Here is a 23,410-nt window from a genome sequence, read left to right as displayed (position 1 = left end):
GGGTCAGGGCTCCCCGCGCCGGCGCCGCACCCATGCCCACGCCAGGAGGGCGAGGCCCACCGCCGTCCCGACCGACAGCAGGCCGACGGCGACCGACGTGCCGCTCACCGTGAACAGCGAGGACTCGGCTCCGCCGTCGGCGGGCACCGCCTCCGGCGCCGCGGCAGGAGCTCCGGAGGCCCCGCTGCCGCCGCGGCCGGACGAGGACGTCGGCGCGGCCGCAGCCGTCGGCGCCGGTGGCGACGTCGGCGCGGCGGAGGACGTCGGCTCCGCCGGGAGCGCCGGCGCCACGGTCGGCGGAGCCAGGGCCTCGGTCGGCCGGACGGCGTCCCGCTCGGGCGTCGGGTCCGCGGGGGTAGCCGGGCTGGCCGGCAGCGCTGCGTCCACCCGGGGAGCCGCGGGGGCCGGGGTGGGAGGAGCCGCCGTGCTGGGCGTGGGCTCGGCCGGCGCGGGAGTCGCGGTCGGAGCCGGGGGCTCCGGGTCCACCGGCGGCGGGGCCAGGAGCCGGGGGAAGAACACGGACACGGTCGCGGTGGCCGTCGCCCCGGTGGAGTCCTCGACGACGTAGTCGATCGCCACCGTCCCGACCAACCCCGCGACCGGCGTGAACGACACCTCGTCGTCCGCGGTGACCCGCCACGTCCCCTTGCCGGGGACGGGGAGCTCCCGCACCGGCGAGCCGGTGCCGGGGTCCACCAGTCCGAGCGACGCACGGTCCCAGCTCCGCCCGGACGGCGGGGCGTCGTTGTGCAGCACGTCGACGGTCTCGGGCTCACCGACGACGCCGGTGGCCTCGTCGTCGAGGGCTCCGCCGCCCACGCCGCCGCCGGTCACCGTCAGGCTCAAGCGGGCGGTGCCGGTGACGCCGGAGGCGTCGGTCACCGTGTAGGCGACCTCGTCGCTGCCGACGAACCCGGGGTCGGGGGTGTAGGTGAAGCCTCCGTCCGCGTCGACCGTGAGGGTCCCGTGCGCGGGGTCGTCCGCGTCGGTCACCTCGAGGCCGGTGCCGGTGTCGTTGGCGAGCAGGCCCGCGGCGGCGGAGACGGTGAGCGCGGTGTCCGCGGGGGTGGTGCCGGTGTCGTCGACGGCGTCCGGGCGCACGGTGACCGTGACCGTGGCGGTGTCCGTGCGGCCGAGGTCGTCGGTGACCGTGTAGGTGAAGGTGTCCGTGCCGGAGGAGCCCGCGGCGGGCACGTAGGTGAGGGCGCCGTCGGCGTCCACCGTGGCGGTGCCGTGGGTGGCCGCGGTCGAGCCGGTCACGTGCAGGCCGGAGCCGGTGTCGTCGCCGAGCAGTTCGCTGCCGGGGAGCGTCAGCGTTTGACCGGCGCGGGTCTCCACGGCGTCGTCCCCGGCGACGGGAGCAGCGGGCAGCGCGACGACGTCGACTGTCGTCGTGCGCACCGGGCTGTGCACGTAGGTCCAGGTGTCGAGGCCCTTGACGTCGCCGAAGGTGCCTCCGGCGCTGGAGGACGACGTCCCGAAGGCACGCTGGGTGCTCGTGCTGTCGAACCCCGAGAACCCGTCGCTGAACAGGACGCCGGGTTGGGTGCCGTTCGTCGTGTCGGCCAGCCGGCCGTCCGCGGTGCCGACCAGGACGCCGGAACTGGTGACGTAGCCGCGGTCGTCGTAGAAGGCCCGTGAGCAGTTCGTCCCGGTGCTCATCACGCCGCTGAGGGGGCAGGTGCCGCCGGGCGGGTTGGTCAGCAGGATCGAGGGGCCGCCACGCAGCGACGACTCCACGTCGAGCATGGACACGTGGTACTCGCCGGTCCGCTGGAACGCGCGCACGGCATAGTCCTGGCCGGCCGGGAAGGCGGCGCCGGAGTTGTCCGAGCCGTCCCAGGCCACAGTGTGTGTGCCCACCCCCACGGTGCCGCGCAGCACCCGGTTCGCCGGCCCGGCGGGGTCGAAGTCGGTGCCGTCCCGGGAGATGACGATCTGGTACGGGCCCGGCGTGGCGGTGGTGAACGTGAACCCGCCTCCCCGGGCCACGTAGCTCTCGTTCGCCGCGGTCTGACCGGCGAAGGTGAGGCCGTCGAGGGTCGGGGCCACCGGCGCGAAGGGGATGCCGAGCGCGGTCATCGTCTCGGCCGCCAGCGGCTCGAGCGACAGGGGGAACGCGGGCCGGCCCAGGTGCGTCCCGCCCACCAGGGAGGCCATCTTCTCCAGGTCCGCGCTGCTGGACACCACGTCGTGGTGCAGCGGCGTCCCGTCGGCGTCGAGGAACCCCGTGTCGTTGGCGTAGAGGAGGAAGCCACTGGGGTCGAACCCGTTGGTGTCCACCACGTAGCGGAACCCGTCCGGGGTCGTCATGTTGAGCGCGACGTCGACGGGCAGTCCGTTCAGCCCCGAGAAGCCGGCCAGGGAGTACGTGAACACCCGGCCGGGCAGGTCCGTGGCGTTCGACGGGCCGGCGGCCCGGACGGTGACGTCCCAGGCCATGACGGCGGTTGCCGGACCGGTTTGCAGTGGCGTGAACGTCGAGCGCGGCGTGACGGTGCCGATCTCACGCGCCTGCCGCTGCTGGGCGTCGGAGTTCCCACCGGCCGTGCCGTGGAAGGCCACCCGGTAGATCCCGGTCGTCGGAGCGGTGTACACGCACGGCAGGTAGCCGGCGGGGTTGCCCGTCCCGTCGGCGGAACGCGCGCCGGCCACCTCCTGGCTGCGGTAGGTGATCACGCCGCGGGTCATGTCCCCCATCGCCGTGCGCTGCGCAGAGCAGGAGAAGCCGTTGATCGACGTGACGGCCGGCAGGGCGGCGGCCTCGGGATCCGGGACGACGCCCGGGTTCCAGATGACGACGTCCGCCGTCCCCGCGTCGTCCAGCGAGGAGGAGCCGGTGAGGATCTGCTCTCCCGCCTCCGCGTAGACCGAGAGCATCGTGCGCCGGCGCAGTGGTGTGTCCCCCGCCCCGGAGGGACCGTAGGTGCTCGTCCGCCACTCGATCGACAGCCGACAGGCGGTGTCCACCTCGCACCGGACGTCGGTGGGCATGAGGTCACCGCTGCCCGATGCCCGCGCCGGGCTGCCATCGGTGACGAAGGCGAGCGTGCCGACGACGACGAGGGCCGCCAGGACGGCCAACAGACGACGCAGCAGCAGCACGGCGGACACCCCTCTCTCCGGTGGGGTATCGGCAGGCGTTCCGCCGTACTGCACCCGACGGTGGTATCGGTTCCATCCATCCGGGCGCGGACCCGCGCTGGTCAGCGAGCCGGGGAACAGTTCCGGGACCCAACTGCTTGGCTGACACCGTGCGCCGCACCACGCTGTCCCGCCCCGCCGCGTTCTGGGCGGTCGCCGTCCTGCTGGTGCTGATGCTCGCCGCCTCCGGGGTGCCCTCGCCGCTCTACCGGGTCTACGCGGCGCAGTTCGGCTTCGGCTCCGGGATGCTGACCGTGGTCTTCGCGGTCTACGCCTTCGCACTGCTGCTGTCGCTGCTGGTCGTCGGCGGGCTCTCCGACCACGTGGGCCGACGGCCCGTGCTCGCGGTGGCGCTGGTGGTCGAGGCGGCGGCGATGGCGATGTTCCTGCTCGCCGACGGCGTCGGGTGGCTGCTCGCCGCCCGCGTCGTGCAGGGCCTGGCCACCGGCGCGATGACCGGCACGTTCGGCGCCGCGCTGCTGGACACCCAGCGCTCCGAACGGCCGCTCGGCCCGCTGGTCAACGCCGCCGCGCCGGGGCTGGGGCTCTCGCTCGGCGCGGTGGGCGCCGGCCTCGCCGTGGAGTTCCTGCCCGCGGCCACCGACTGGGTGTTCGGGTCGCTCACCGTGCTGTGCCTGCTGGCCGCCGCCGGGGTGCTGGCCCTGCCCGAGACCTCACCCCGGCTGGCAGGAGCGGCGGCGTCGCTGCGGCCGAGCGTGCACGTGCCGGTCCCGCAGCGCCGCGCGTTCCTCGTCGTCCTCCCCGGCCTGGTGGCCACCTGGGCACTCGGCGGGCTCTACGCGTCGCTGGGCCCGTCCCTGGTCGTCGACGTCTTCGGGGTGGACGACCACGTCGTGGGCAGCCTCGTGGTGCTCGCGCTCAACGGCACCGGTCTCGTCGGCTCGCTGGCCGGGCGCGGCCTCGCGCCGGACCGCGCCATGACCCGGGGCGCGCTGGTGTTCGTGGTCGGCGTGGGCGGCACCGTCGTCACCCTCGCGGCCGGGTCGCTGGCCGGCTTCTTCGTCGCCGCCGTCGTCTCCGGTGCCGGGTTCGGGGCGGCATTCCTCGGGGCGATGGACACCGTGACCGACGGGGTGGCGCCGGGCCGGCGGGCGGGGCTGCTGTCGGCGGTGTTCACCGTCAGCTACCTGGCCTTCAGCGTGCCGGCGATCGCGGCCGGCGTCGCCGCCGGGTACGTCGGGCTGACGGCGACCGCGCAGGTCTACGGCGCGGTGGTCATCGTGCTGACCGTGCTGGCCGTCGCCGGGCTCGCAGTGCACCGCCGCCGCGCGCCCGCACCCGCGCCCGCCTGACCCGGCGGACCCGGGCTCGGCTCAGATCTCGGCAGACGGCCCTCCTGCAGGGGCCCGCCGCGAGCGTGCGAGCGTGCGAGCGGTGGAGGGCAGGAGGGTCCTCAATCGGTGCCGGACTCCATCGCGGCGCGGTCGAGCAGCTCGTCGTGCGCGGACACCCGCCCGCGGGACGCGATCGCCTGGGCCCCGCCCTGCTCGGAGGCGTCGATCAGCCCGGTCGAGGCGGCCTGTGCCGCACCGATGGCCGCCGGCGTCGAGCCGCCCACCATGCCGATCCGGGCGTACTGCTCCAGCCGGGCCCGCGAGTCGGCGATGTCGAGGTTGCGCATGGTCAGCTGGCCGATCCGGTCGACCGGGCCGAACGCGGAGTCCTCGGTGCGCTCCATCGACAGCTTGTCCGGGTGGTAGCTGAAGGCCGGCCCGGAGGTGTCCAGGATCGAGTAGTCCTCGCCGCGCCGCAGCCGCAGGGTCACCTCGCCGGAGACGGCCATGCCGACCCACCGCTGCAGCGACTCGCGCAGCATCAGGGACTGCGGGTCCAGCCACCGGCCCTCGTACATCAGCCGGCCGAGCCGCCGGCCCTCGGAGTGGTAGGTGGCCAGCGTGTCCTCGTTGTGGATCGCGTTGACCAGCCGCTCGTAGGCGGCGTGCAGCAGGGCCATCCCCGGCGCCTCGTAGATGCCCCGGCTCTTGGCCTCGATGATCCGGTTCTCGATCTGGTCGGACATGCCCAGCCCGTGCCGGCCGCCGATCGCGTTGGCCTCCAGCACCAGGTCGACGGCGGAGGCGAACTCCTTGCCGTTGATCGTGACCGGCCGGCCGAGCTCGAAGCCGATGGTGACGTCCTCGGGCGCGATCTCGACCTCGGGGTCCCAGAACCGGACGCCCATGATCGGCTCGACGGTCTCGATCCCGGTGTCGAGGTGCTCGAGGGTCTTCGCCTCGTGCGTGGCGCCCCAGATGTTTGCGTCGGTCGAGTACGCCTTCTCGGCGCTGTCCCGGTAGGGCAGGCCGTGCGCGACCAGCCACTCGGACATCTCCTTGCGGCCGCCGAGCTCGGTGACGAAGTCGGCGTCCAGCCACGGCTTGTAGATCCGCAGCGCGGGGTTGGCCAGCAGGCCGTAGCGGTAGAACCGCTCGATGTCGTTGCCCTTGTAGGTGGAGCCGTCGCCCCAGATCTGCACGCCGTCCTCGAGCATGGCGCGGACCAGCAGGGTCCCGGTGACCGCCCGGCCGAGCGGGGTGGTGTTGAAGTAGCTGCGCCCACCGGACCGGACGTGGAACGCCCCGCAGGTCAGCGCGGCGAGCCCCTCCTCGACGAGGGCCGCGCGGCAGTCGACCAGCCGGGCGATCTCCGCCCCGTACGCGGTGGCCCGCCCGGGCACCGAGCCGATGTCGGGCTCGTCGTACTGGCCGATGTCGGCGGTGTAGGTGCAGGGCACCGCGCCCTTGTCCCGCATCCACGCGACCGCCACGGAGGTGTCGAGGCCGCCGGAGAAGGCGATGCCGACGCGCTCGCCGACGGGCAGGGAGGTGAGCACCTTGGACATGAGAAGAAGTATGCATTGCAATGCATGGTCATGCAAAGCTGGGTGTGCCGGCTCACCGGTCGGCGCCCGCCCGGCCGACCGCCGCGCAGAACCGGTCGTGGTCGGCCCGCGCCGCGCAGAGCGGGTCGAGCACCTCGTCGTCGGCGACCTCGGCGATCCGCTCGGCGAGCCGCCGGTAGGCCAGCCGCCCGCGCCGCCGGGCCCCCGCGGCCACCAGCGGCCGGGCCACCAGGGCCAGCAGCAGCCCGGCGAGCAGTCCGCCGACGAGCAGCAGCGTGGGCAGCGGGATGCCCTCGACCCGGGGCAGGGGGACGACGTCGTCCAGCTGCAGCAGCCCCAGCCCGACCAGCGCCAGCAGCCACAGCGCCCCGGCCAGCGCGGTCACGGCGAGCAGCCACTGCAGCCCGCCGACCGCCCGCTGCCACAGCGGCGTGCGGTCGGGGCCGAGGTCGGTGCCGGCGACGGCCCGGTCCAGCCGGTCGGCCAGCCGCTCCTCCGACAGCTCGGCGGTGCGGCGGAGCTCGTCCCGCCACGCCTGCGGGAGCCCCTGCCCCGCGTCGTCCCGGGCCCGGCGCAGCGCCGCGCCCAGCGCCGCCTGCTGAACGGCCCCCGCCCCGGGCAGCGAGGTGCGGGCCCGCTCGTCGCCCAGGTGCAGCCGGCCCAGCGGGTCACCCCGCAGCTTCGAGGTCCAGCGGAGCACCGGCCAGCCGGTGTGCGCGGCGCCCCGGCGGCGGGCCGAGCGCTCCACCGCCGCCACCACGGCCGGCACCCCGGCCGCGTCGGCGAGGGCGTCGACCAGCCCCTCGCGCTCGTCCTGCTCCCGGCTCCGGTCGGGCCCGGCCCCCGGCGCGCAGTGCTGCGCCAGCGCGGCCGCCGCGCCCCGCGCGTCGGCGGCCAGCCGGTCGGTGGCCGCCCGGCGGGCGCTCACCCGGCGGGCGAGCTCCGCGCGCAGCTCCGCCAGCCCCGCCCCGGTGCGGGCCGAGGTGGCGACGATCGGCGTCGCCCCGAGCCCCTCGCGGTCGAGCAGCCCGCGCAGGTCCGTCAGGCACTCCTTCGCCGCCGCCTCGTCGAGCCGGTCGACCTGGTTGAGCACCACCACGAGCACGCCGGCGTGGCCGGCCAGCGGCTCGAGGTAGCGGGAGTGGACGGCGGCGTCGGCGTACTTCTGCGGGTCCAGCACCCAGACCAGGACGTCGACCAGCTGCACCAGCCGGTCCACCTCGAGCCGGTGCTCCAGCCGAACGCTGTCGTGGTCGGGCAGGTCCAGCAGCACCAGCCCGTCCAGCGCCGGGTCGGCCGGCACCACCCGGTGACGGCGCGGCACCTCCAGCCAGTCGAGCAACCGGTCAGCAGCTCCGTGGTCGGCAGAGGGCTCGCCCCACACGCTGGCGTGCGCCACCCCGGTGGTCGGCCGCCGGACGCCCGGTGTGCTCACCTCGGCCCCGGAGAGCGCGTTGAACAGCGTGGACTTGCCGCTGCCGGTCGCCCCGGCCAGCGCCACGACGGTCGCGTCGCCGAGCGCCTCGCGGGCTCCGGCCTTGGCCAGAAGCGACCGCGCGGCGCCCACCTCGGGCACCTCCAGCCGGTCCTCGGCGACCTCGACGGCCTCCCGCAGGGCGGCGAGCCGGTCGGTCAGCGACAGCTCCCGGCGCCTCACGCGCGGGCTCCGCGGGCGACGTCCAGCCCGGCGACGGCGGCGCGCAGCCGCTCGGCCGCGTCCGGTGCCGGGGCGACCTCGTCGAGGAGCTCGTCGAACCGGTCCTGCTCCATGCCCAGCAGGCGGTCGGCCCGGGCGTCGAGGTCGGCGCGCGCCCGGGCGGCGAGCTCCCGGACGGCGGCGTCCCCGAAGACCGCCTCCAGCACCCGCTGCCCGATCGCCGTGGTGCCGCCGGCGATGGCGACCTCGGCCCCGGTCAGCCCCGCGGTGGAGGCGAAGACGGCGACCATCACGACCGCTCCCGCCCCGTTGACGCCCCAGGACATCAGCCGCGCCCGCGACCGCTTGCCCGCGCCCTCGTCGCGGACCAGCTCGAGCACGTACCCCTGCCAGTCGCGCACCTCGTCCGACGCCACGCCGGTGAAGCCGGGCGACACGCCCTCCAGCTCCTCCTCCCGGCCGGCCAGCAGGGCGATGCCGCCGGGCAGCGCGCGCCAGCTGGTCACCGTGGCCTCCGCGGCGCGGTCCGCCTCCGCGCGGAGCAGCACCTCCACCCCGGACTCGAGGGCGCCCTGCAGGTCGGCGGCCGGGGTGGGGCGGCCGGTCAGCGCGGCGGTGACCCGGTCGCGCAGCCGCCCGACCTGGCCTTGCAGCGAGCGCATCCACTCCCCCGTGCCGACGAACTCCTGCCAGCGGGCGAGCACCTCCCCGCGCAGCAGGGTCCCGTTGCCCACCGCCTCGCCGACCTCGGCCCGGGCCCGGGCGTAGGCCGCGTCGGCCGCGGCGTCGAGCGCGTCGGCCGCGGTGACCTGCTCCTCCACCGCCGCGACCACGGAGGCCACCCGGTCGTCGAGGCTCCCCAGCGCGCCGGCCAGGGTCTGGCGCACCACGGCGGCCCGCTGCTCCTGGTCGGCGGCGAGCGCGTGCAACCACGACCGCAGCGGGCCGGCCTGGTCGTCGGGCAGGAACCCGTCGTGCAGCGGGCGTTCCTCGACCACGAACAGGTGCGCACCGCCGAGCCCGCCGCTGCGGAGCATCGCGGCCAGGTCGGCGGCCACCTCGCGGACGGCCTCGGGGGGCACCCGGTCGAGGACGACGGCGAGCGCGGTGCCCCGCTCCTGCGCCGTCCGCAGCAGGTCCCAGGGGACGGCGTCGGCGTAGCGGGCCGCCGTCGTCACGAAGACCCACAGGTCGGCGGCGGCGAGCAGCTGCCCGGCGAGGTCCCGGTTGGCCTCCACCACCGAGTCGACGTCCGGGGCGTCGATGAGCGCCAGCCCCGCCGGCAGGCCGTCGTGGGTCACCAGCTGCAGGCCACCCGGTCCGGCCTGCCCGCCCGTGGTGCGGGTCAGCCCGGGCAGCACCCGGTCCCCGGCGAACGCCGCCCGGTCGGCGGGAGCGCAGACCAGCACCGGCGCCCGGGTGGTCGGCCGGAGCACCCCGGGTGTGGTCACGTGCGCCCGCAGGAGGCTGTTGACCAGCGTGGACTTGCCGGCGCCGGTGGAACCGCCGACGACGGCGAGCAGCGGGGCGTCCAGGTCGCGCAGCCGGGGCAGCAGGTAGTCGTCGACCTGGTGGACCACCTCGGCGGCGGTCCGGGCCGCGGCGTCCCGGCCGAGGGTGGCCAAGCCGAGGGGCGCGGCGGCGACCTCGTCGCGCAGTGCCTGCAGCGCGTCGGGCAGCGTGGCTGGGCTCGTCACGGGTGCTTCCTGCCCGCACCGGCGGTTCCTCACCCGTGGATGCCGCGCGCGCCCCTCGGAGGTCGGCGACCAGCCCGGCGACGGCCTCGGCGCAGCCCCAGGACAGCGTGACCCCCGAGCCGCCGCGCCCGTAGCAGGCGACCACCGGGACGGCGTGCCCAAGACCCGCTCCAGCCGGATGCTCCGCCGGCCCGTCCGCAGCCCCGCGGCCCGGCCGAGGACCGGCTGCCCGGCGAGCGCCGGGACCAGGGCAGCGGTGCGTGCGGGTCAGGAACCGGGCCCCTTCGCGGTCGCAGCGCGCCAGCAGCCAGGGCAGGTGGGTCGGGACGGTGAGCACCGGGACGGTCGCCCGGACGCCGGCCAGCGCCCCGGGCGGCAGCTCCTCCGGCGTGGCCTCCCGGTGACCGGGGACCGGCGCCGACCACGACCGGTCGGCGCCGCCCGGGTGCCGCTCCACGACCAGGCCCGAGCGCAGGTCCACGCCGGTGTCCGGGTCGGCGCGAGCTCGGTGGAGCGGAGCAGGCTGCGCGCCAGCCAGGTGCCGAGCGACGGTTGCCCGGAGCGGTAGGGGAACCACAGCGCCGCCGCGGCGGCGGAGACGCTGTCCTCGGCGGTCCGGTCGGCCAGCACGGTCACCGGCGTCCCGGCCAGCGCGAGCTCCGCCGCGATGGTCAGGCCGATCACCCCGCCGCCGACGACGGCCACCCGCGGGCCGCTCACCGGGGCACCTCCAGCCCGGCCAGCGCGGCCGGGACGTCGGCGGGGGTCGCGGCGACGACGGCCGCCCCGGCCGCGGCGAGCTCCCCCGGGGGCGCCGGGCCCCAGCCGGCGCCGATGCACGGCAGCCCGTGGGCGCGGGCGCCCAGGACGTCGTGCGCCCGGTCCCCCACGAGCACCGGGCGCTCGCCGTCCGGGTGGGCGGTCAGCGCGGCGGCGACCACCTGGTCCTTGTGCCGCACCGTGCCGTCGAACGTCGCGCCGTGCACGCTCGCGAACTGGGCGAGCAACCCGACGTGGTCCAGCACCCGGAGGGCGAACTCCTCGGGCTTGCTGGTCGCCACCGCCAGCGTGGTGCCGTCCGCCCGCAGGCCGGCGAGCAGGTCGGGGATGCCGGGGTGGACGTCGGCGTCCAGCAGCGGCCCACGGGCGTAGTGCGCGCGGTAGGCGAGCACCGCTCGGTCGACGTCGTCCCCGGCGAGACCGAAGGCCCCGGCGAAGCCGTCCTGCAGCGGTGGCCCGACCATCGACCGGAGCTGTGCCTCGGTCGGCTCGGGCAGCCCCAGCTCGGCCGCGGCGGCCCGGGTCGACGTCCAGATGCCCTGCGTCGAGTCGACCAGCGTGCCGTCGAGGTCGAAGAGGACCAATCGCCGGTCGCCCCCTTCCCCGTGCGCCGCCGAGGTGTTTACATGAACTCTCAAGGAACCGTTTCCTTCCCGAGGGGCGTCGCGATGACCCGCACCCAGCCCGTACCGACCGCCCGGAGCACGTCGAGCGTCCGGGCCGTCCAGGCCGCAGCGGCGCTGTCGGTGCTGGTGCTGCTCTGGCAGTTCGTCACGGCGGGCCGGCTGATGTCCGGCGACCAGGCCCCCCACGGCGCCGGGGCGATCGGCCTGCACGTCGCGACCTTCCTGCTCGTGGCGGCGACGCTGCTGCACGCCCGCGCCGGCGGCGCCCGTTGGCCGGTCGCCGTGTCCGCCGCGGTCTTCGTCGCCAGCTTCCTGCAGGCCGCCCTCGGCAGCGGCGGGAACATGGCCGCGCACGTGCCCGGCGCGCTCGTGCTGACCGTCGGGACGGTGTGGGTCACCGCGTGGGCCTTCCGGAGCTCGACCCGGGGCTGACCCGCGCCAGCCAGGCAAGCGCCTCCTCGACGGTCGCGGCGGTCGGCACCCCGGGCGGCAGCGGTGGCCGGCGGACCAGCACCACCGGGATGCCCAGTTCGCGGGCCGCGGCCAGCTTCGCCCCGGTCATGTGCCCGCCGGAGTCCTTGGTGACCACGACGTCGACCGCGTGCTCGCGCAGCAGCGCCAGCTCGCCGGCGAGGCTGAACGGCCCGCGGGCCAGCAGCAGCGTCGCGCCGGCCGGCAGCGGCTCGTCCGGCGGGTCCACCGAGCGCACGAGGACCCGGCCGGGCAGCCCGGCGAACGCGCCCACGCCCTGACGGCCGGTGGTCAGGAAGACGCTGCGGGAGCCGGCGACCGCCCGGGCCGCCTCGGTCAGCGAGTCGACGAACCGCCAGCTGTCCCCCGGCTGCGGCGTCCACCCCGGGCGCTGCAGCCGCAGCAGCGGAGTGCCCAGGGTCGCCGCGGCGGTAGCCGCCGAGGCGGTGATGCGGGCCGCGAACGGGTGGGTCGCGTCGACGACGGCCCGCGGCCGGTGCTCGGCCAGCCAGCCGGCCAGGCCCTCCGCGCCACCGAACCCGCCGATCCGCACCGCTCCCTCCGGCAGCGCCGGGTCGGCCACCCGCCCGGCCAGGCTGGACAGCACGTCGACGCCCCGCTCGACCAGGGCCGCGGCCAGCCGCCGGGCCTCCCCGGTGCCGCCGAGCACGAGCACCTGGTCGCTCATCCGCGGCGGCCAGGCACGATGAGGCCGTGAGCAGGGACGGTGCCGGCGGGCTGCGGCACGGCTGGACGACGGGCGCCTGCGCGACCGCCGCCACCACCGCGGCCTACACCGCGCTGCTCACCGGCGAGTTCCCCGACCCGGTCCGGATCGACCTGCCCCACGACCGGCACCCGGCGTTCGCGCTGGCCCGGGAGCTGCTCGAGCCGGGCGCGGCCACCGTCGGCATCGTCAAGGACGCCGGCGACGACCCCGACGTCACCCACGGGGCGCTCGTCTCCGCGCGCGTCACCCTCGGCGGGCCGGGCAGCGGCGTGCTGTTCCGGGCCGGTCCGGGCGTGGGCACGGTGACCAAGCCGGGCCTGCCGCTGGCGGTGGGCGAGCCGGCGATCAACCCGATGCCGCGCAGGTTCATCACCGAGCACGTGGCCGCGGTGGCCGCCCGGCACGGCGGCACCGGGGACGTCGTCGTCGAGGTGTCGGTGGAGCACGGCGAGGAGCTGGCCCGGAGGACGTGGAACCCGCGGCTGGGCATCCTCGGCGGGCTCTCCATCCTCGGGACGACGGGCGTCGTCGTCCCCTACTCCTGCTCGTCGTGGATCGACTCGATCCGCCGCGGCATCGACGTGGCCCGCGCCGCGGGGCGCACCCACGTCGCCGGGTGCACCGGGTCGACGAGCGAGCAGACCGTGCAGCGCCTCCACGACCTGCCCGAGGACGCGCTGCTGGACATGGGCGACTTCGCCGGCGCCGTGCTCAAGTACCTGCGCCGGCACCCGGTGCCGCGGCTGACGATCGCCGGCGGGATCGGCAAGCTCGCCAAGCTCGCCGAAGGTCACCTGGACCTGCACTCGGCGCGCTCCCAGGTGTCCTTCGCCGCGCTGGCCGCGCTGGTCGCCGACGCCGGTGCACCGCCCGAGCTGGTCACGGGCGTGCGCGGGGCGAACACCGCGCTCGACGCGCTGCGCCAGTGCCAGGCCGCCGGGCTGCCGCTCGGCGACCTGGTGGCCGCCGGGGCCCGCCGGACCGCCGAGGGGGTGCTGCGCGGGGCGCCGGTGGAGGTCGACGTGGTCGTGATCGACCGCGCCGGGACCATCGTGGGTCGCGCCTAGCAGGAGGACCCCACTGCCCCCCACCACTCGCAGGCTCGCGGCGGGCCCCTGCAGTGCGGCCGTCATCTGGGGCGGGTGGTCGAGTAGAGGTGGCTGTCGGGGAACTGCCCCGCCGCCAGCGCGCGGCCGACGATCACCACCGCGGTGCGCCGGACGCCGGCGGCGGTGACCTGCGCCGCGATGTCGGCGAGCGTGCCGCGCAGGGTGAGCTCGTCGTCCCGGCTGGCCCGGGCCACCACCGCGACCGGGCAGTCCGCGCCGTAGTGCGCGGCGAGCTCCGGAGCCAGCTCGGTCATCCGCTGCACCGCGAGGTGCAGCACCAGCGTGGCGCCGGTCGCGGCGTAGGCGGCCAGCTGCTCCCCGGGCGGCATCGGGGTGGAGCGGGCGCTGGTCCGGGTGAGGACGACGGTCTGCGCGACCCCGGGCACGGTCAGCTCCCGCTTGAGCGTGGCCGCGGCGGCCGCGAACGCCGGCACCCCGGGGACCACCTCGTAGGGCACGCCGGCCGCGTCGAGCCGGCGCATCTGCTCGGCCATCGCGCTGTACACCGACGGGTCGCCGGAGTGCAGGCGGGCGACGTCCAGGCCCGCGGCGTGCGCGGCGACCAGCTCGGCGGTGATCCGGTCGAGGTCCAGGTCGGCGGTGTCGACCAGCCGGGCGCCGTCGGGGGCGGTGTCCAGCAGCTCGCGCGGCACCAGCGCACCGGCGTAGAGGCAGACCCGGCAGGTGGCGATCAGCCGGGCCGCCCGGACGGTGACGAGGTCCGCGGCCCCCGGCCCCGCCCCGATGAAGTGCACCGTCATGCGCCCCTCCCCCGGGCTTCGGGGCGGTAAGGGCCGCCCCTGGGTGTGGCCACTACCGCCCCAGAGCCCGTCATCGGGTGACCGACCAGATGGTGACGGGGAGGGCGGGCTTGAAGCTGGTGAAGCTGCCGACCGGCTGGGCGTGCGCGACGGACAGCCGGGTCAGCTCGCCCCCCACCCGGGTCCGCCACTGCGCCAGCAGCGCCTCGCTCTCCACCGTCACCGCGTTCACCACCAGCCGGCCGCCCGGGGCGAGCGCCGACCAGCACGTCTCCAGCAGGCCGGGCACCGTGGCGCCGCCGCCGACGAACACCGCGTCCGGGGGCGGCAGCCCGGCGAGCGCCCCGGGGGCCCGGCCCTCGACCACCCGCAGCCCGGGGACGCCGAGCCGGCTGGCGTTGGCGGTGGTCCGCGCCGCGCGCTCCGGGGACGACTCGACGGCCACCGCCCGGCAGGACGGGTGCACGCGCATCCACTCGATGCCGATCGAGCCCGCGCCGGCGCCGACGTCCCACAGCAGCTGGCCGGGCAGCGGCGCGAGCCGCGCGAGGGTCACCGCGCGGACGTCCCGCTTGGTGAGCTGCCCGTCGTGGGCGTAGGCGTCGTCGGGCAGCCCGGGCGTGGTCGGCAGCGGCACGGTGCCCGGATCGGCCACCACCTCGACGGCGGTGACCACCAGCGGGTCGGCCTCCGGGTGGGGCCAGCCGGCGGCGGTGCCGGAGACGCGCCGCTCCCCCGGCCCGCCGAGCTGCGCGAGCACGGTCAGCCGGCTCGCGCCGTACCCCCAATCGCGGAGCCGGGACGCCAGCTCGGCGGGCGTGCGGCCGTCGGAGCCGAGCACCAGCAGCCGTCGTCCGGGAGTCGCGTGCGGGGCGACCAGCTCGACCGGCCTCCCCACCACGCTGACCACCGCGGTCTCCTCCACCGCCCAGCCCAGCCGCGCGCAGGCCAGGCTCACCGACGACGGGTGCGGCACCACCGCGACGGCGCCGGGCCCGAACAGCCGGACCAGCGACGTGCCGACGCCGGAGAGCATCGGGTCCCCGCTGGCGAGCACGACGACCCGGCGGCCGGGGTGCGCGTCGCGCAGCCCGGCCAGCGCGGAGGCCATCGGCGACGGCCAGGGCACCCGCTCCGCCGTCACCGCGGACGGCAGCAGGCCCAGCTGCCGGGCGCTCCCGCGCAGCACCTCGGCGCCCTCGACCGCGCGCCGGGCCGCCGGGGAGAGCCCGTCCCAGCCGTCGGCACCGATCCCGACCACGGTCACCGACCAGCGTGCCGTCGTCACGCGGGCAGCTCGCCCTCCGGGCCGGCCGCCTCGGCGAGCAGGCGTCCGCGCTGCTCCTCGGGCAGCAGGTCGACGTAGACCAGGCCGTTGAGGTGGTCGACCTCGTGCTGCAGGCAGCGGGCGGCCATGCCGGTGGCCTCGATCGACGTCGCCTGGCCGGTGACGTCGACGCCGTCCACCCGCGCGCGGAACGCCCGCTCGAGCTCGGCGTAGGGACCGGGCACCGACAGGCAGCCCTCCTCGGTGACCTCCGCCGCCGGCTCGTCGCCGACCGGGTCCAGGATCGTGAGCACCGGGTTCACCACGTAGCCGAGGACGTCCTCGCCGTCGGCGTCCGGGCACTCGATGACGAACACCCGGGCGTCGACGCCGATCTGGTTGGCCGCCAGCCCCACGCCGTCGGCGGCGACCATGCTGGCGAACATGTCCAGGACCAGGTGCCGGAGCGCGCGGTCGAAGACGGTCACCTCCGCGCAGGGGCGGTGCAGCACCGGGTTGCTGCCGTAGGTGACGATCGGCCGGGCGACGCCGTCGTAACGGCCGGGCAGGCGCATGACCGTCGATCCTAGGGACGCCCCGGCTCTCTACAGTCACCGGCGATGTCCTCCGCCGATGCTCGTGCTCTGAGTCGCCCACCGACTCAGAGCACAGGCTCTCGGGGAGAGCTCTCCTCCTCCCTCGGACTGGCGCTCGGCGCCGCGGCCGACCTGCTGTTCGCCGACCCCCGCCACCGGCACCCGGTCGCCGGCTTCGGCCAGGCCGCCGCGGCTCTGGAACGGCGGATGTGGCGCGACTCCCGCACGGCCGGCGCCGGATTCGTGGCGGTGTCCGTCGGGACCGCGGCCGCCCTGGGGACGGCGGCGCACCGGCTGACCGCCGGCTCACCGGTCGCCCGCACGGTGGTGACCGCGCTGGCCACCTGGGCCGTGCTCGGCGGCACCTCGCTGGCCCGGGCGGCGACGACGATGGCCGACCACCTCGCGGCCGGCGACCTCCCGGCCGCCCGGGCGCACCTGTCCTCCCTGGCCGGCCGGGACCCCCGCGACCTCGGTGAGCCGGAACTCGTGCGGGCCACGGTCGAGTCCGTCGCCGAGAACACCTCCGACGCCGCGGTGGCCCCGTTGTTCTGGGGCGCGGTGGCCGGGCTGCCGGGGCTGCTGGCCTACCGGGCGGCCAACACCCTGGACGCGATGGTCGGGTACCGGTCGGCGCGGTACGAGCGGTTCGGCTGGGCGGCCGCGCGGCTCGACGACGTCTTCAACTGGGCGCCGGCCCGGCTGACCGCGCTGCTCACCGTCGCCACCGCCCCGCTGGCCGGCGGCTCGCCCGCCGGTGCGTGGCGGGCGTGGCGGCGGGACGGCGCCGCCCATCCCAGCCCGAACGCCGGCCGGTGCGAGGCGGCCCTGGCCGGCGCCCTGGGCCTGCGGCTGGGCGGCCGCAACGTGTACGGCGCCCGGGTCGAGCAGCGGCCGCACCTGGGCGACGGTCAGCCGCCGGTGCGCGGCGACATCGGCCGCGCGACGCGGCTGTCCCGCGCCGTGTGGACGACCGCGGCGGCCGTGGCGGTCCTCCACCGGCCGGTCCGGCGCGGTCCCCGCACCCGCCGGGGCTGAGCCCGGTGCCGGGGCAGCACGCCCCGCGGCTCGGACGGCACCGGGAACCCGCCGGGGTCGATCCGGAGGTGGCTGGCCGGCGGGTCGTCCGGGCCGAGCCCGCCCCGGACGGCGACGACCAGGGTCGTGACGGTCAGGGCAGCCAGACCGACGAGGAACAGCAGGGCGAGGAGTCCACCAGGAGTCATGGGACGACAGTGGCACCATCGCGACTGGTGCGGAGCAGGCCAATCCGGCATGGTGGACCCATGCCACCGTCGACCGAGCAGTCCACTCCGGCACGTCAACTGGCCACCCTCGTCGGCCCGCTCGACGCGCACCCCGGCCCGCGGTACGCCGGGCTGGCCCGGCGGGTCAGGGAGTTGGTCGAGACCGGGCAGCTGCCACCCGGGACCCGGCTGCCCGCCGAGCGGGACCTGGCGGCCGAGCTGGCCACCAGCCGGGTGACGATCACCTCGGCCTACCGGGTGCTGCGCGAGCAGGGCTGGGCCCGGACCAGGCACGGCTCGGGGACCGTCACCGAGCTGCCCGGCGACCGGGCCGACTTCGCCTGGCCACCCCGGCCCGCGCCCGGCGTCATCGACCTGGCCCACGCCGCCCCCGCCGCCACCTCCCAGCTGGAGCCGGCCTACCGTGCCGCCCTCGAGCAGCTCCCGGCGCACACCGGCGCCCACGGCTACGCGCCCTCCGGGCTGCCGGAGCTGCGCGAGGCGATCGCCGACCGGTTCACCGCCCGCGGCCTGCCCACCGACCCCGAGCAGGTGGTGGTGACCGTCGGGGTGGGCGACGCCGCCGCCGTCGTCGTCGAGGCGCTGCTGGGTCCCGGCGACCGGGTGCTGCTCGAGCACCCGAGCTATCCGGGGGCCCTGAGGGTGGCGGAGGACCGCGGCGCCCGGGTCGTCCCGGTGGCGGTCGACGCGACCGATCCGGACGCCCTCGTGCAGGCCGCCCACCTGGCGGCCCGGCAGAGCAGCCCGCGGATGGCGTACCTGATGCCGGACTTCTCCAACCCCACGGGCGCGCGCCTGTCCGCCGCCGGCCGGCGCCGGCTCGCCGCCACCCTGTGGCAGCAGGGGGTGGTCACCGTCGTCGACGAGGTGTGCGCGGAGCTCCACCTGGACGACGGCCCGCTGCCGCCCTTCGCCGCCGGGTTGCCCGACGCGGCCACCGTGACCGTCGGGGGGCTGGCCAAGGCGGTGTGGGGCGGGTTGCGGATCGGCTGGCTCCGGACCGACGCAGCCCTGGCCGACCGCCTCGGCACGGTGCTCGGCCACCGCCAGCTGTCGGTCGGCATGCTCGACCAGCTGGCCGCGACGCTGCTGGTCCGCGACCTGGACGCGGTGCTGGCCGAGCGGCGCGAGCAGCTGCGCCGACAGCGGGACGCCCTCCTCGACGCCCTGGCGGCGCAGCTGCCCGAGTGGCGGGTGCACCCACCGTCGGGCGGCCTGTCGCTCTGGTGCGGGCTCCCGCCGGGACTCAGCTCCGCCGCGCTCAGCGCGGCGGCGGCGCAGCACGGCCTGCTGCTCGCGGAGGGGCGGGTGTTCGGCACCGGCCACGCGTTCGACGACCACCTCCGGCTGCCGTTCACCCGCCCGGCGGAGGAGCTGCGGGCAGCGGTGGACGTGCTGGTGCGCTTGGCCGGGCAGCAACGGGGTGAGGGGCCCTCCGCGGCGCCCCGCACCGTGGTCTGAGAAGAGTGCGTCCAACCGACCGCACTGCGTCACGGCGCGTACGCCGGGCTTAGGCAGCCCTTCGTTGGCCCATGCACACCCTGGAGGCGCGCGGTAGCTTGCCCGCACTGGAGCGGTCGGCTCAGGCCGACGAGTGGGTCCGCGTCGAGCGCACGGCGGGACCGACGCCACCGGCGTACCGGTGCGCCAGCACAGATCGGCCTCGACATGTCCGTCCCGACCACCGCCACGTCGGCCAGCAGCCCCCGCGCGACCAGTCGGACGCGCCCCCCGCGCACCACGCCGCAGGCCCCCCAGCCGCGCCCCGGCCACTGGCGCGGGGACCTGCTCACCGGCGAGTGGTGGTGGTCCCCCGAGGTGGTCGACCTCCTCGGCCTGCAGTCCCGCACCGCCACCCCGTCGGTGCAGCTGCTGCTGTCCCACGTCCACCCCGAGGACCGCCCGGCGCTGCGCAACGACCTCGGCCTCGCCTGCACCACCGGCATGCCGTTCACCCGCGAGTTCCGGCTGCTGCGTGCGGACGGCCGGCAGCGCTGCGTGCTCTTGGTCTGCGAACCCGCGGTCGACGGGAACGTCACCGTCGTCGCGCTCTCCGGGCTGGCGATCGACGTCACCGACCAGGTGCGGCCGGGCACGGCGCGCGACCGGGACGAGCAGGTGCGCCACCTGGAGACCGAGATCGAGCAGCTGCGCACGGCGATGGCCAGCCGGGCCGCCATCGAGCAGGCCAAGGGCATCCTGATGCTGCTGATGTCGTGCGGCGACCAGGTGGCGTTCGACCTGCTCGCGCACATCTCCAGCCACACCCACCGCAAGGTGCGCGAGGTCGCGGTCTCGATCATCGACTCGGCCACCGGCCGGGGCACCCTGCCCGCCGACGTGCGGACGATCCTGCGCGACGCCTGCCCACCGGGCCGCGCCACCGGGTAGTCCCCGCCGACCCGCCCGCCCCGGTACCGCTCCCGTCCGGGAGGATGCCGGGGCCGCCCCCGGCATCGGGGCCGGGACGAGCGAGGGAGGTCGGCGCGTGTTCTACCTGTTCGTCCGGTTGGTGCTGCGCCCCCTGTTCCGGCTGGCCTTCCGACCCACGGTGGTCGGCCGGGAGAACGTGCCGCTGTCCGGGCCGGTCATCCTGGCCAGCAACCACCTCTCCTTCATCGACAGCATCGCCATCCCGCTGATGGCCCCCCGCCGGGTGTCCTACCTGGCCAAGGCCGAGTACTGGCAGGGCACGGGGCTGAAGGGCTGGTTCACCCGGACGGTGTTCACCGCGCTGCAGGCGCAGCCGGTCGAGCGCCAGACCCAGCGCGCGGCCACCGCCGCCCTGGACACGGCTCTGGCCGTGCTCCAGGCCGGCGGGGCCTTCGGCATCTACCCCGAGGGCACCCGCTCGCGCGACGGCCGGCTGGCCCGCGGCAAGACCGGGGTCGCCTGGCTCGCGCTCACCGCCAACTGCCCCGTCGTCCCGGTGGCCGTGCACGGCACCGACCAGGTGCAGCCGATCGGTGCGCGCTGGCCCCGGCCGGCCCGGATCAGGGTGACCTTCGGGGAGCCGCTCACCTTCCCCGAGCACCGCGGGATGGCCGGCAAGGGCCGGGCCCGCCGCGAGGTCACCGACCGGGTGATGGAGGCGATCGCCGAGCTGTCCGGTCAGGAGCGGGCCGGCTGGGGCACGCCGTCGGCCGCCGGCTGAGGATGAGCGGCGCGCTGCTGGTCGCCGGCACCACCTCCGACGCCGGCAAGTCCGTCGTCACCGCCGGCATCTGCCGCTGGCTGGTGCGCCAGGGCATCAGCGTGGCTCCGTTCAAGGCCCAGAACATGAGCAACAACTCGATGGTCACCGCCGAGGGGGCGGAGATCGGCCGGGCGCAGGTCATGCAGGCCGCCGCGTCGCGGGTCGAGCCCGAGGCGGCGATGAACCCGGTCCTGCTGAAGCCGGGTGGCGAGAACGCCAGCCAGGTCGTCGTCCTGGGCCGGCCGGTCGCCGACGTGACGGCGCTGTCCTACCGGCCGATGAAGGCGGCGCTGCTGGAGCAGGCGCTGGCCTGCCTGGCCGACCTGCGGTCCCGCTTCGACGTCGTCGTCTGCGAGGGCGCGGGCTCACCCACCGAGATCAACCTGCGCGCCGACGACATCGCCAACATGGGGCTGGCCACCGCGGCGGACCTCCCCGTGGTGGTGGTGGGCGACATCGACCGCGGCGGGGTGTTCGCCGCGCTCTACGGCACCGTCGCGCTCATGCCGCCGGCCGACCAGCGCCTGGTCGCGGGGTTCCTGGTCAACAAGTTCCGCGGCGACGCCCGGCTGCTCGCCCCCGGCCTGGCGCAGCTGCACGAGCTCACCGGCCGGCCCACGCTGGGCGTGCTGCCCTGGCGGCAGGGCCTCCACCTGGACGTCGAGGACTCCCTCGGCATCGGCACCGCCCGCGGGCCCGCACTGCCCCCGCACGGCGAGGACGTGCTGCGGGTGTCGGTCGCCCGGCTGCCCCGGCTGTCCAACGTCACCGACCTCGACGCGCTGGCCGCCGAGCCGGGCGTGCTGGTCCGGTACGCCACGCGGCCCGAGGAGCTCGCCGACGCCGACCTGGTCGTGCTGCCCGGCAGCCGGTCCACGGTGGCCGACCTGCGCTGGCTCCGCGAGACCGGGCTGGCCGACGCGGTGTCCCGCCGGACCGCCGAGGGCCGGCCGGTGCTCGGCATCTGCGGCGGCCACCAGATGCTCGCCCGCACGATCACCGACGAGGTGGAGTCCCGGGCCGGCGCCGTCCCCGGGCTCGGGCTGCTGCCGACCCACGTCCGGTTCGCCGCCGGCAAGGTCCTCGGCCGGCCCACCGGCTCGGCCTTCGGCGAGCCGGTGCGCGGGTACGAGATCCACCACGGGGTGGTCACCGTCGACAGCTCCCCCGCCTTCCCGGACGCCGAGCCGTTCCTCGACGGCGTGCGCGCCGGGTCGGTGTGGGGGACGACGTGGCACGGGGCGCTGGAGAACGACGGGTTCCGCCGGGCGTTCCTCACCGAGGTCGCCCGGGTCAGCGGACGGCGGTTCACCGTCGCGCCGGACACCGACTTCGCCGCCGTCCGGGAGGCCCGGCTGGACGCCCTCGGCGACCTGGTCGCCGAGCACGCCGACACCGGCGCCCTGTGGCGGCTGCTCGAGTCCGGTCCACCGGCCGGGCTGCCCGTGCTCCCGCCCGGCTCCGGGTTCAGTCCGCCGTGATCCGGACGCGGACGTCGTCCGGCCAGGGCGTCGACCGCCCGTCGGCGACGCAGACGTAGGTGTTGCGGACGACGCAGCAGGTCCGCTCCCCCACCCGCACCGTGTACCGGACCGTGGCGCTGGTGCGGCCGACCGCGTCGGTCTCGGCGTCGACGGTGACGGTGTCACCGAACCGGGCCGAGGAGCTCCACTCCAGCGTGCTGGCCTTGACCACCGGGGCGATCCCCCGGTCCACCAGCTCGTCCCACGGCAGGCCCAGCGACGCCCACCAGACGTTCGACGTCTCGTCGGCCCAGACCAGGTAGTGGGCGTTGAAGACCACGCCCTGCTGGTCGCACTCCACGTAGCGGACGGGGGCGCTCCACTCTGCCGGCACGGGATCGCACGCTACCCAGGCCGTGTCCTGCGGCCGGTTACGGTTCCCCCGTGGACGACGCACCCCACCCCGCCGCCGTTGCCCCCGCAGGACCCGACGGCGAGGTGCTGTCCGCCTACCGCGACCCGAACAAGCTGGTGCTGGACAAGGTGATCCACCGGCTGGACGCGCACTGCCGGGAGTTCATCGCGCTGTCCCCGTTCGCGACGCTGGCGACCGCCGACGCCGAGGGCTGGCCCGACGTCTCGCCGCGCGGCGGGGACCCGGGGTTCGTGCACGTCCTCGACGAGCACCGCCTCGTCCTGCCCGACCGCCCGGGGAACAACCGGGCCGACAGCCTGCGCAACCTCGCGGTGAACCCGCGGGCCGCGCTGATGTTCCTCGTCCCCGGCGTCGAGCAGACGCTCCGGGTGTTCGGGACGACGTCCCTCGTCCGGCCCGAGGACCTCGACGTCGACCTGACCGAGTTCGGCCGCGCACCGCTGTCGGTCCTGGTGCTGCAGGTGACCCGGGCCTACTTCCAGTGCCCGAAGTCCGTGATGCGCTCGGGGCTCTGGGACCCGGCCAAGCGGGTCGACCGCTCGGCGCTGACCCCGTTCGGGCGGGTGCTCAAGGACCACTGCGCGCTGGAGGACGACCTCCCCGACGACGCGACGATCCGGGCCGAGCTGGCGCACGAGCTCTGAGCCCTGTCGGTGCCGGGCCGTAGCGTGCCGCCATGGCGTACGACTTCCAGGTGACGATCGACTCCGCCGCGCCGCACCCGCTCGCCGACTGGTGGGCCGAGGCGCTGGGCTGGGAGCGGGAACCGACCGACGAGGCCTTCATCCGCCGGATGGTCCAGGAGGGCCAGGCGTCGGAGGAGGACACGATGCGGCACAACGGCGAGCTGGTGTGGGTGGTGGGCGCCGCCATCCGGCACCCGGCCGGCACCGCTCCCCGGGTGCTGTTCCAGCTCGTCCCGGAGCCCAAGACGGTCAAGAACCGGGTGCACCTCGACGTGCGGGTCGGCGCGGGCGCCGTCCAGGCCGAGGTCGAGCGGCTCACCGCGCGGGGCGCGACCGTGCTGCACACCGGCCGGCAGGGCCCCCACTCGTGGGTGACGATCGCCGACCCCGAGGGCAACGAGCTCTGCCTGACCTGACCCGGCCGGGGTCAGCCGTCGGGCAGTTCCCGCTCGGCCCGGCGGTCCGCGACCGCGCGCTGGGCCAGCAGCCGCCGGCGGGCGAGGTGCGGCGGGCGTCCGGCCACGCGGTAGCGGGCGTCCTCGACCAGTTGCCAGGCGGCCAGGGTGCTGGCCCTCACCCGGCCCGGCGTCGGGCCCCCGACGGGTTGCGCCGGCTCACTGGCGGCCATGCCGACCCCTTCCCCCATGACGGCTGCCCTCA

Annotated in this window: 22 protein-coding genes; 10 read left to right on the top strand and 12 right to left on the bottom strand. The window is 76.4% G+C overall.

What is annotated here, in order from left to right; genetic code table 11:
* Positions 1–3 precede the first annotated feature (3 nt).
* Complete coding sequence (locus HL189_RS04565) at positions 4–3,114, bottom strand: Ig-like domain-containing protein (protein WP_369132518.1); 3,111 nt, start codon at positions 3,112–3,114, stop codon at positions 4–6.
* A 128-nt stretch (positions 3,115–3,242) separates the two neighbouring features.
* Between HL189_RS04565 and HL189_RS04560 the strand changes: the two genes are divergently transcribed.
* On the top strand, positions 3,243–4,457 hold the full coding sequence (locus HL189_RS04560) for an MFS transporter (protein ID WP_369132517.1): 1,215 nt from the start codon (positions 3,243–3,245) through the stop codon (positions 4,455–4,457).
* Positions 4,458–4,558: 101 nt separating this feature from the next.
* On the opposite strand, the gene argG is transcribed toward HL189_RS04560, so the two are convergent.
* The 5 genes from argG to HL189_RS04535 form a co-directional block, all read right to left on the bottom strand.
* The gene (gene argG, locus HL189_RS04555; RefSeq protein WP_369132516.1) at positions 4,559–6,007 is read right to left on the bottom strand and encodes an argininosuccinate synthase; all 1,449 of its coding nucleotides are present in this window, start codon (positions 6,005–6,007) and stop codon (positions 4,559–4,561) included.
* Between the two features lie 52 nt (positions 6,008–6,059).
* On the bottom strand, positions 6,060–7,664 hold the full coding sequence (locus tag HL189_RS04550) for a GTPase (protein WP_369132515.1): 1,605 nt from the start codon (positions 7,662–7,664) through the stop codon (positions 6,060–6,062).
* Positions 7,661–9,361 (bottom strand): ABC transporter, encoded by a 1,701-nt coding sequence (locus tag HL189_RS04545; protein ID WP_369132514.1) that lies wholly within the window; start codon positions 9,359–9,361, stop codon positions 7,661–7,663. Before HL189_RS04545 ends, HL189_RS04550 begins: the two co-directional genes overlap by 4 nt.
* A gap of 267 nt (positions 9,362–9,628) precedes the next feature.
* A complete protein-coding gene (locus HL189_RS04540; protein WP_369132513.1) occupies positions 9,629–10,081 on the bottom strand; it encodes an FAD-dependent oxidoreductase in 453 nt (150 codons plus the stop codon).
* A complete protein-coding gene (locus HL189_RS04535) occupies positions 10,078–10,779 on the bottom strand; it encodes an HAD hydrolase-like protein (protein ID WP_369132512.1) in 702 nt (233 codons plus the stop codon). Before HL189_RS04535 ends, HL189_RS04540 begins: the two co-directional genes overlap by 4 nt.
* Before the next feature lie 30 nt (positions 10,780–10,809).
* Between HL189_RS04535 and HL189_RS04530 the strand changes: the two genes are divergently transcribed.
* Positions 10,810–11,199: a hypothetical protein gene (locus HL189_RS04530; protein WP_369132511.1), complete on the top strand. Its 390-nt coding sequence runs from the start codon at positions 10,810–10,812 to the stop codon at positions 11,197–11,199.
* Here the strand turns inward: HL189_RS04530 and HL189_RS04525 are convergent.
* Positions 11,162–11,926, bottom strand: a complete 765-nt coding sequence (locus HL189_RS04525; protein ID WP_369132510.1) for a cobalt-precorrin-6A reductase — start codon at positions 11,924–11,926, stop codon at positions 11,162–11,164. The genes HL189_RS04530 and HL189_RS04525 overlap by 38 nt on opposite strands.
* A gap of 26 nt (positions 11,927–11,952) precedes the next feature.
* Between HL189_RS04525 and HL189_RS04520 the strand changes: the two genes are divergently transcribed.
* Positions 11,953–13,035, top strand: coding sequence for a cobalt-precorrin-5B (C(1))-methyltransferase (locus tag HL189_RS04520; protein WP_369132509.1), 1,083 nt, complete (start codon positions 11,953–11,955; stop codon positions 13,033–13,035).
* Between the two features lie 62 nt (positions 13,036–13,097).
* Here the strand turns inward: HL189_RS04520 and cobM are convergent, their stop codons facing one another.
* The 3 genes from cobM to def all read right to left on the bottom strand — a co-directional run bounded on the left by cobM (position 13,098) and on the right by def (position 15,680).
* Positions 13,098–13,838 (bottom strand): precorrin-4 C(11)-methyltransferase, encoded by a 741-nt coding sequence (cobM, locus tag HL189_RS04515; protein WP_369132508.1) that lies wholly within the window; start codon positions 13,836–13,838, stop codon positions 13,098–13,100.
* A 70-nt stretch (positions 13,839–13,908) separates the two neighbouring features.
* Complete coding sequence (cbiE, locus tag HL189_RS04510; RefSeq protein ID WP_369132507.1) at positions 13,909–15,126, bottom strand: precorrin-6y C5,15-methyltransferase (decarboxylating) subunit CbiE; 1,218 nt, start codon at positions 15,124–15,126, stop codon at positions 13,909–13,911.
* A complete protein-coding gene (def, locus tag HL189_RS04505; protein ID WP_369132506.1) occupies positions 15,123–15,680 on the bottom strand; it encodes a peptide deformylase in 558 nt (185 codons plus the stop codon). The genes cbiE and def overlap by 4 nt, the downstream gene beginning before the upstream one ends.
* Before the next feature lie 45 nt (positions 15,681–15,725).
* On the opposite strand from def, the gene HL189_RS04500 reads away from it, so the two are divergent.
* The 5 genes from HL189_RS04500 to HL189_RS04480 all read left to right on the top strand — a co-directional run bounded on the left by HL189_RS04500 (position 15,726) and on the right by HL189_RS04480 (position 21,646).
* Positions 15,726–16,739, top strand: a complete 1,014-nt coding sequence (locus tag HL189_RS04500) for a cobalamin biosynthesis protein (protein WP_369132505.1) — start codon at positions 15,726–15,728, stop codon at positions 16,737–16,739.
* 248 nt (positions 16,740–16,987) lie between these two features.
* Positions 16,988–18,430: a PLP-dependent aminotransferase family protein gene (locus HL189_RS04495; protein WP_369132504.1), complete on the top strand. Its 1,443-nt coding sequence runs from the start codon at positions 16,988–16,990 to the stop codon at positions 18,428–18,430.
* 207 nt (positions 18,431–18,637) lie between these two features.
* Positions 18,638–19,360 carry an ANTAR domain-containing protein gene (locus HL189_RS04490; protein WP_369132503.1) on the top strand — a complete coding sequence of 241 codons (723 nt, stop codon included), beginning with the start codon at positions 18,638–18,640 and terminating at the stop codon, positions 19,358–19,360.
* A gap of 97 nt (positions 19,361–19,457) precedes the next feature.
* Positions 19,458–20,123, top strand: a complete 666-nt coding sequence (locus HL189_RS04485) for a lysophospholipid acyltransferase family protein (RefSeq protein WP_369132502.1) — start codon at positions 19,458–19,460, stop codon at positions 20,121–20,123.
* Positions 20,124–20,125: 2 nt separating this feature from the next.
* On the top strand, positions 20,126–21,646 hold the full coding sequence (locus tag HL189_RS04480; protein WP_369132501.1) for a cobyric acid synthase: 1,521 nt from the start codon (positions 20,126–20,128) through the stop codon (positions 21,644–21,646).
* On the opposite strand, the gene HL189_RS04475 is transcribed toward HL189_RS04480, so the two are convergent.
* The gene (locus tag HL189_RS04475; RefSeq protein ID WP_369132500.1) at positions 21,633–22,022 is read right to left on the bottom strand and encodes an acyl-CoA thioesterase; all 390 of its coding nucleotides are present in this window, start codon (positions 22,020–22,022) and stop codon (positions 21,633–21,635) included. The genes HL189_RS04480 and HL189_RS04475 overlap by 14 nt on opposite strands.
* A 50-nt stretch (positions 22,023–22,072) precedes the next feature.
* On the opposite strand from HL189_RS04475, the gene HL189_RS04470 reads away from it, so the two are divergent.
* Together HL189_RS04470 and HL189_RS04465 are read left to right on the top strand one after the other, a co-directional pair.
* The gene (locus tag HL189_RS04470; RefSeq protein ID WP_369132499.1) at positions 22,073–22,708 is read left to right on the top strand and encodes an MSMEG_1061 family FMN-dependent PPOX-type flavoprotein; all 636 of its coding nucleotides are present in this window, start codon (positions 22,073–22,075) and stop codon (positions 22,706–22,708) included.
* Positions 22,709–22,740: 32 nt separating this feature from the next.
* A complete protein-coding gene (locus HL189_RS04465) occupies positions 22,741–23,166 on the top strand; it encodes a VOC family protein (protein WP_369132498.1) in 426 nt (141 codons plus the stop codon).
* Between the two features lie 11 nt (positions 23,167–23,177).
* Here HL189_RS04465 and HL189_RS04460 read toward each other — a convergent pair whose 3' ends face one another.
* Complete coding sequence (locus tag HL189_RS04460; protein WP_369132497.1) at positions 23,178–23,327, bottom strand: hypothetical protein; 150 nt, start codon at positions 23,325–23,327, stop codon at positions 23,178–23,180.
* Positions 23,328–23,410: the final 83 nt, after the last annotated feature.

This window comes from Modestobacter sp. I12A-02662, from assembly GCF_041028325.1.
Taxonomy (GTDB): domain Bacteria; phylum Actinomycetota; class Actinomycetes; order Mycobacteriales; family Geodermatophilaceae; genus Modestobacter.
Note: the sequence above shows the minus strand (reverse complement) of the source record. Positions and strands in the feature narration are given on the sequence as shown.

Excerpts from the sequence above, each read along its gene's own strand:
- argG (WP_369132516.1), bottom strand. The coding sequence starts at position 6,007 with ATGTCCAAGGTGCTCACCTCCCTGCCCGTCGGCGAGCGCGTCGGCATC.
- HL189_RS04530 (WP_369132511.1), top strand. The coding sequence starts at position 10,810 with ATGACCCGCACCCAGCCCGTACCGACCGCCCGGAGCACGTCGAGCGTC.
- HL189_RS04525 (WP_369132510.1), bottom strand. The coding sequence starts at position 11,926 with ATGAGCGACCAGGTGCTCGTGCTCGGCGGCACCGGGGAGGCCCGGCGG.
- cobM (WP_369132508.1), bottom strand. The coding sequence starts at position 13,838 with ATGACGGTGCACTTCATCGGGGCGGGGCCGGGGGCCGCGGACCTCGTC.
- def (WP_369132506.1), bottom strand. The coding sequence starts at position 15,680 with ATGCGCCTGCCCGGCCGTTACGACGGCGTCGCCCGGCCGATCGTCACC.
- HL189_RS04500 (WP_369132505.1), top strand. The coding sequence starts at position 15,726 with ATGTCCTCCGCCGATGCTCGTGCTCTGAGTCGCCCACCGACTCAGAGC.
- HL189_RS04495 (WP_369132504.1), top strand. The coding sequence starts at position 16,988 with ATGCCACCGTCGACCGAGCAGTCCACTCCGGCACGTCAACTGGCCACC.
- HL189_RS04490 (WP_369132503.1), top strand. The coding sequence starts at position 18,638 with ATGTCCGTCCCGACCACCGCCACGTCGGCCAGCAGCCCCCGCGCGACC.
- HL189_RS04480 (WP_369132501.1), top strand. The coding sequence starts at position 20,126 with ATGAGCGGCGCGCTGCTGGTCGCCGGCACCACCTCCGACGCCGGCAAG.
- HL189_RS04465 (WP_369132498.1), top strand. The coding sequence starts at position 22,741 with ATGGCGTACGACTTCCAGGTGACGATCGACTCCGCCGCGCCGCACCCG.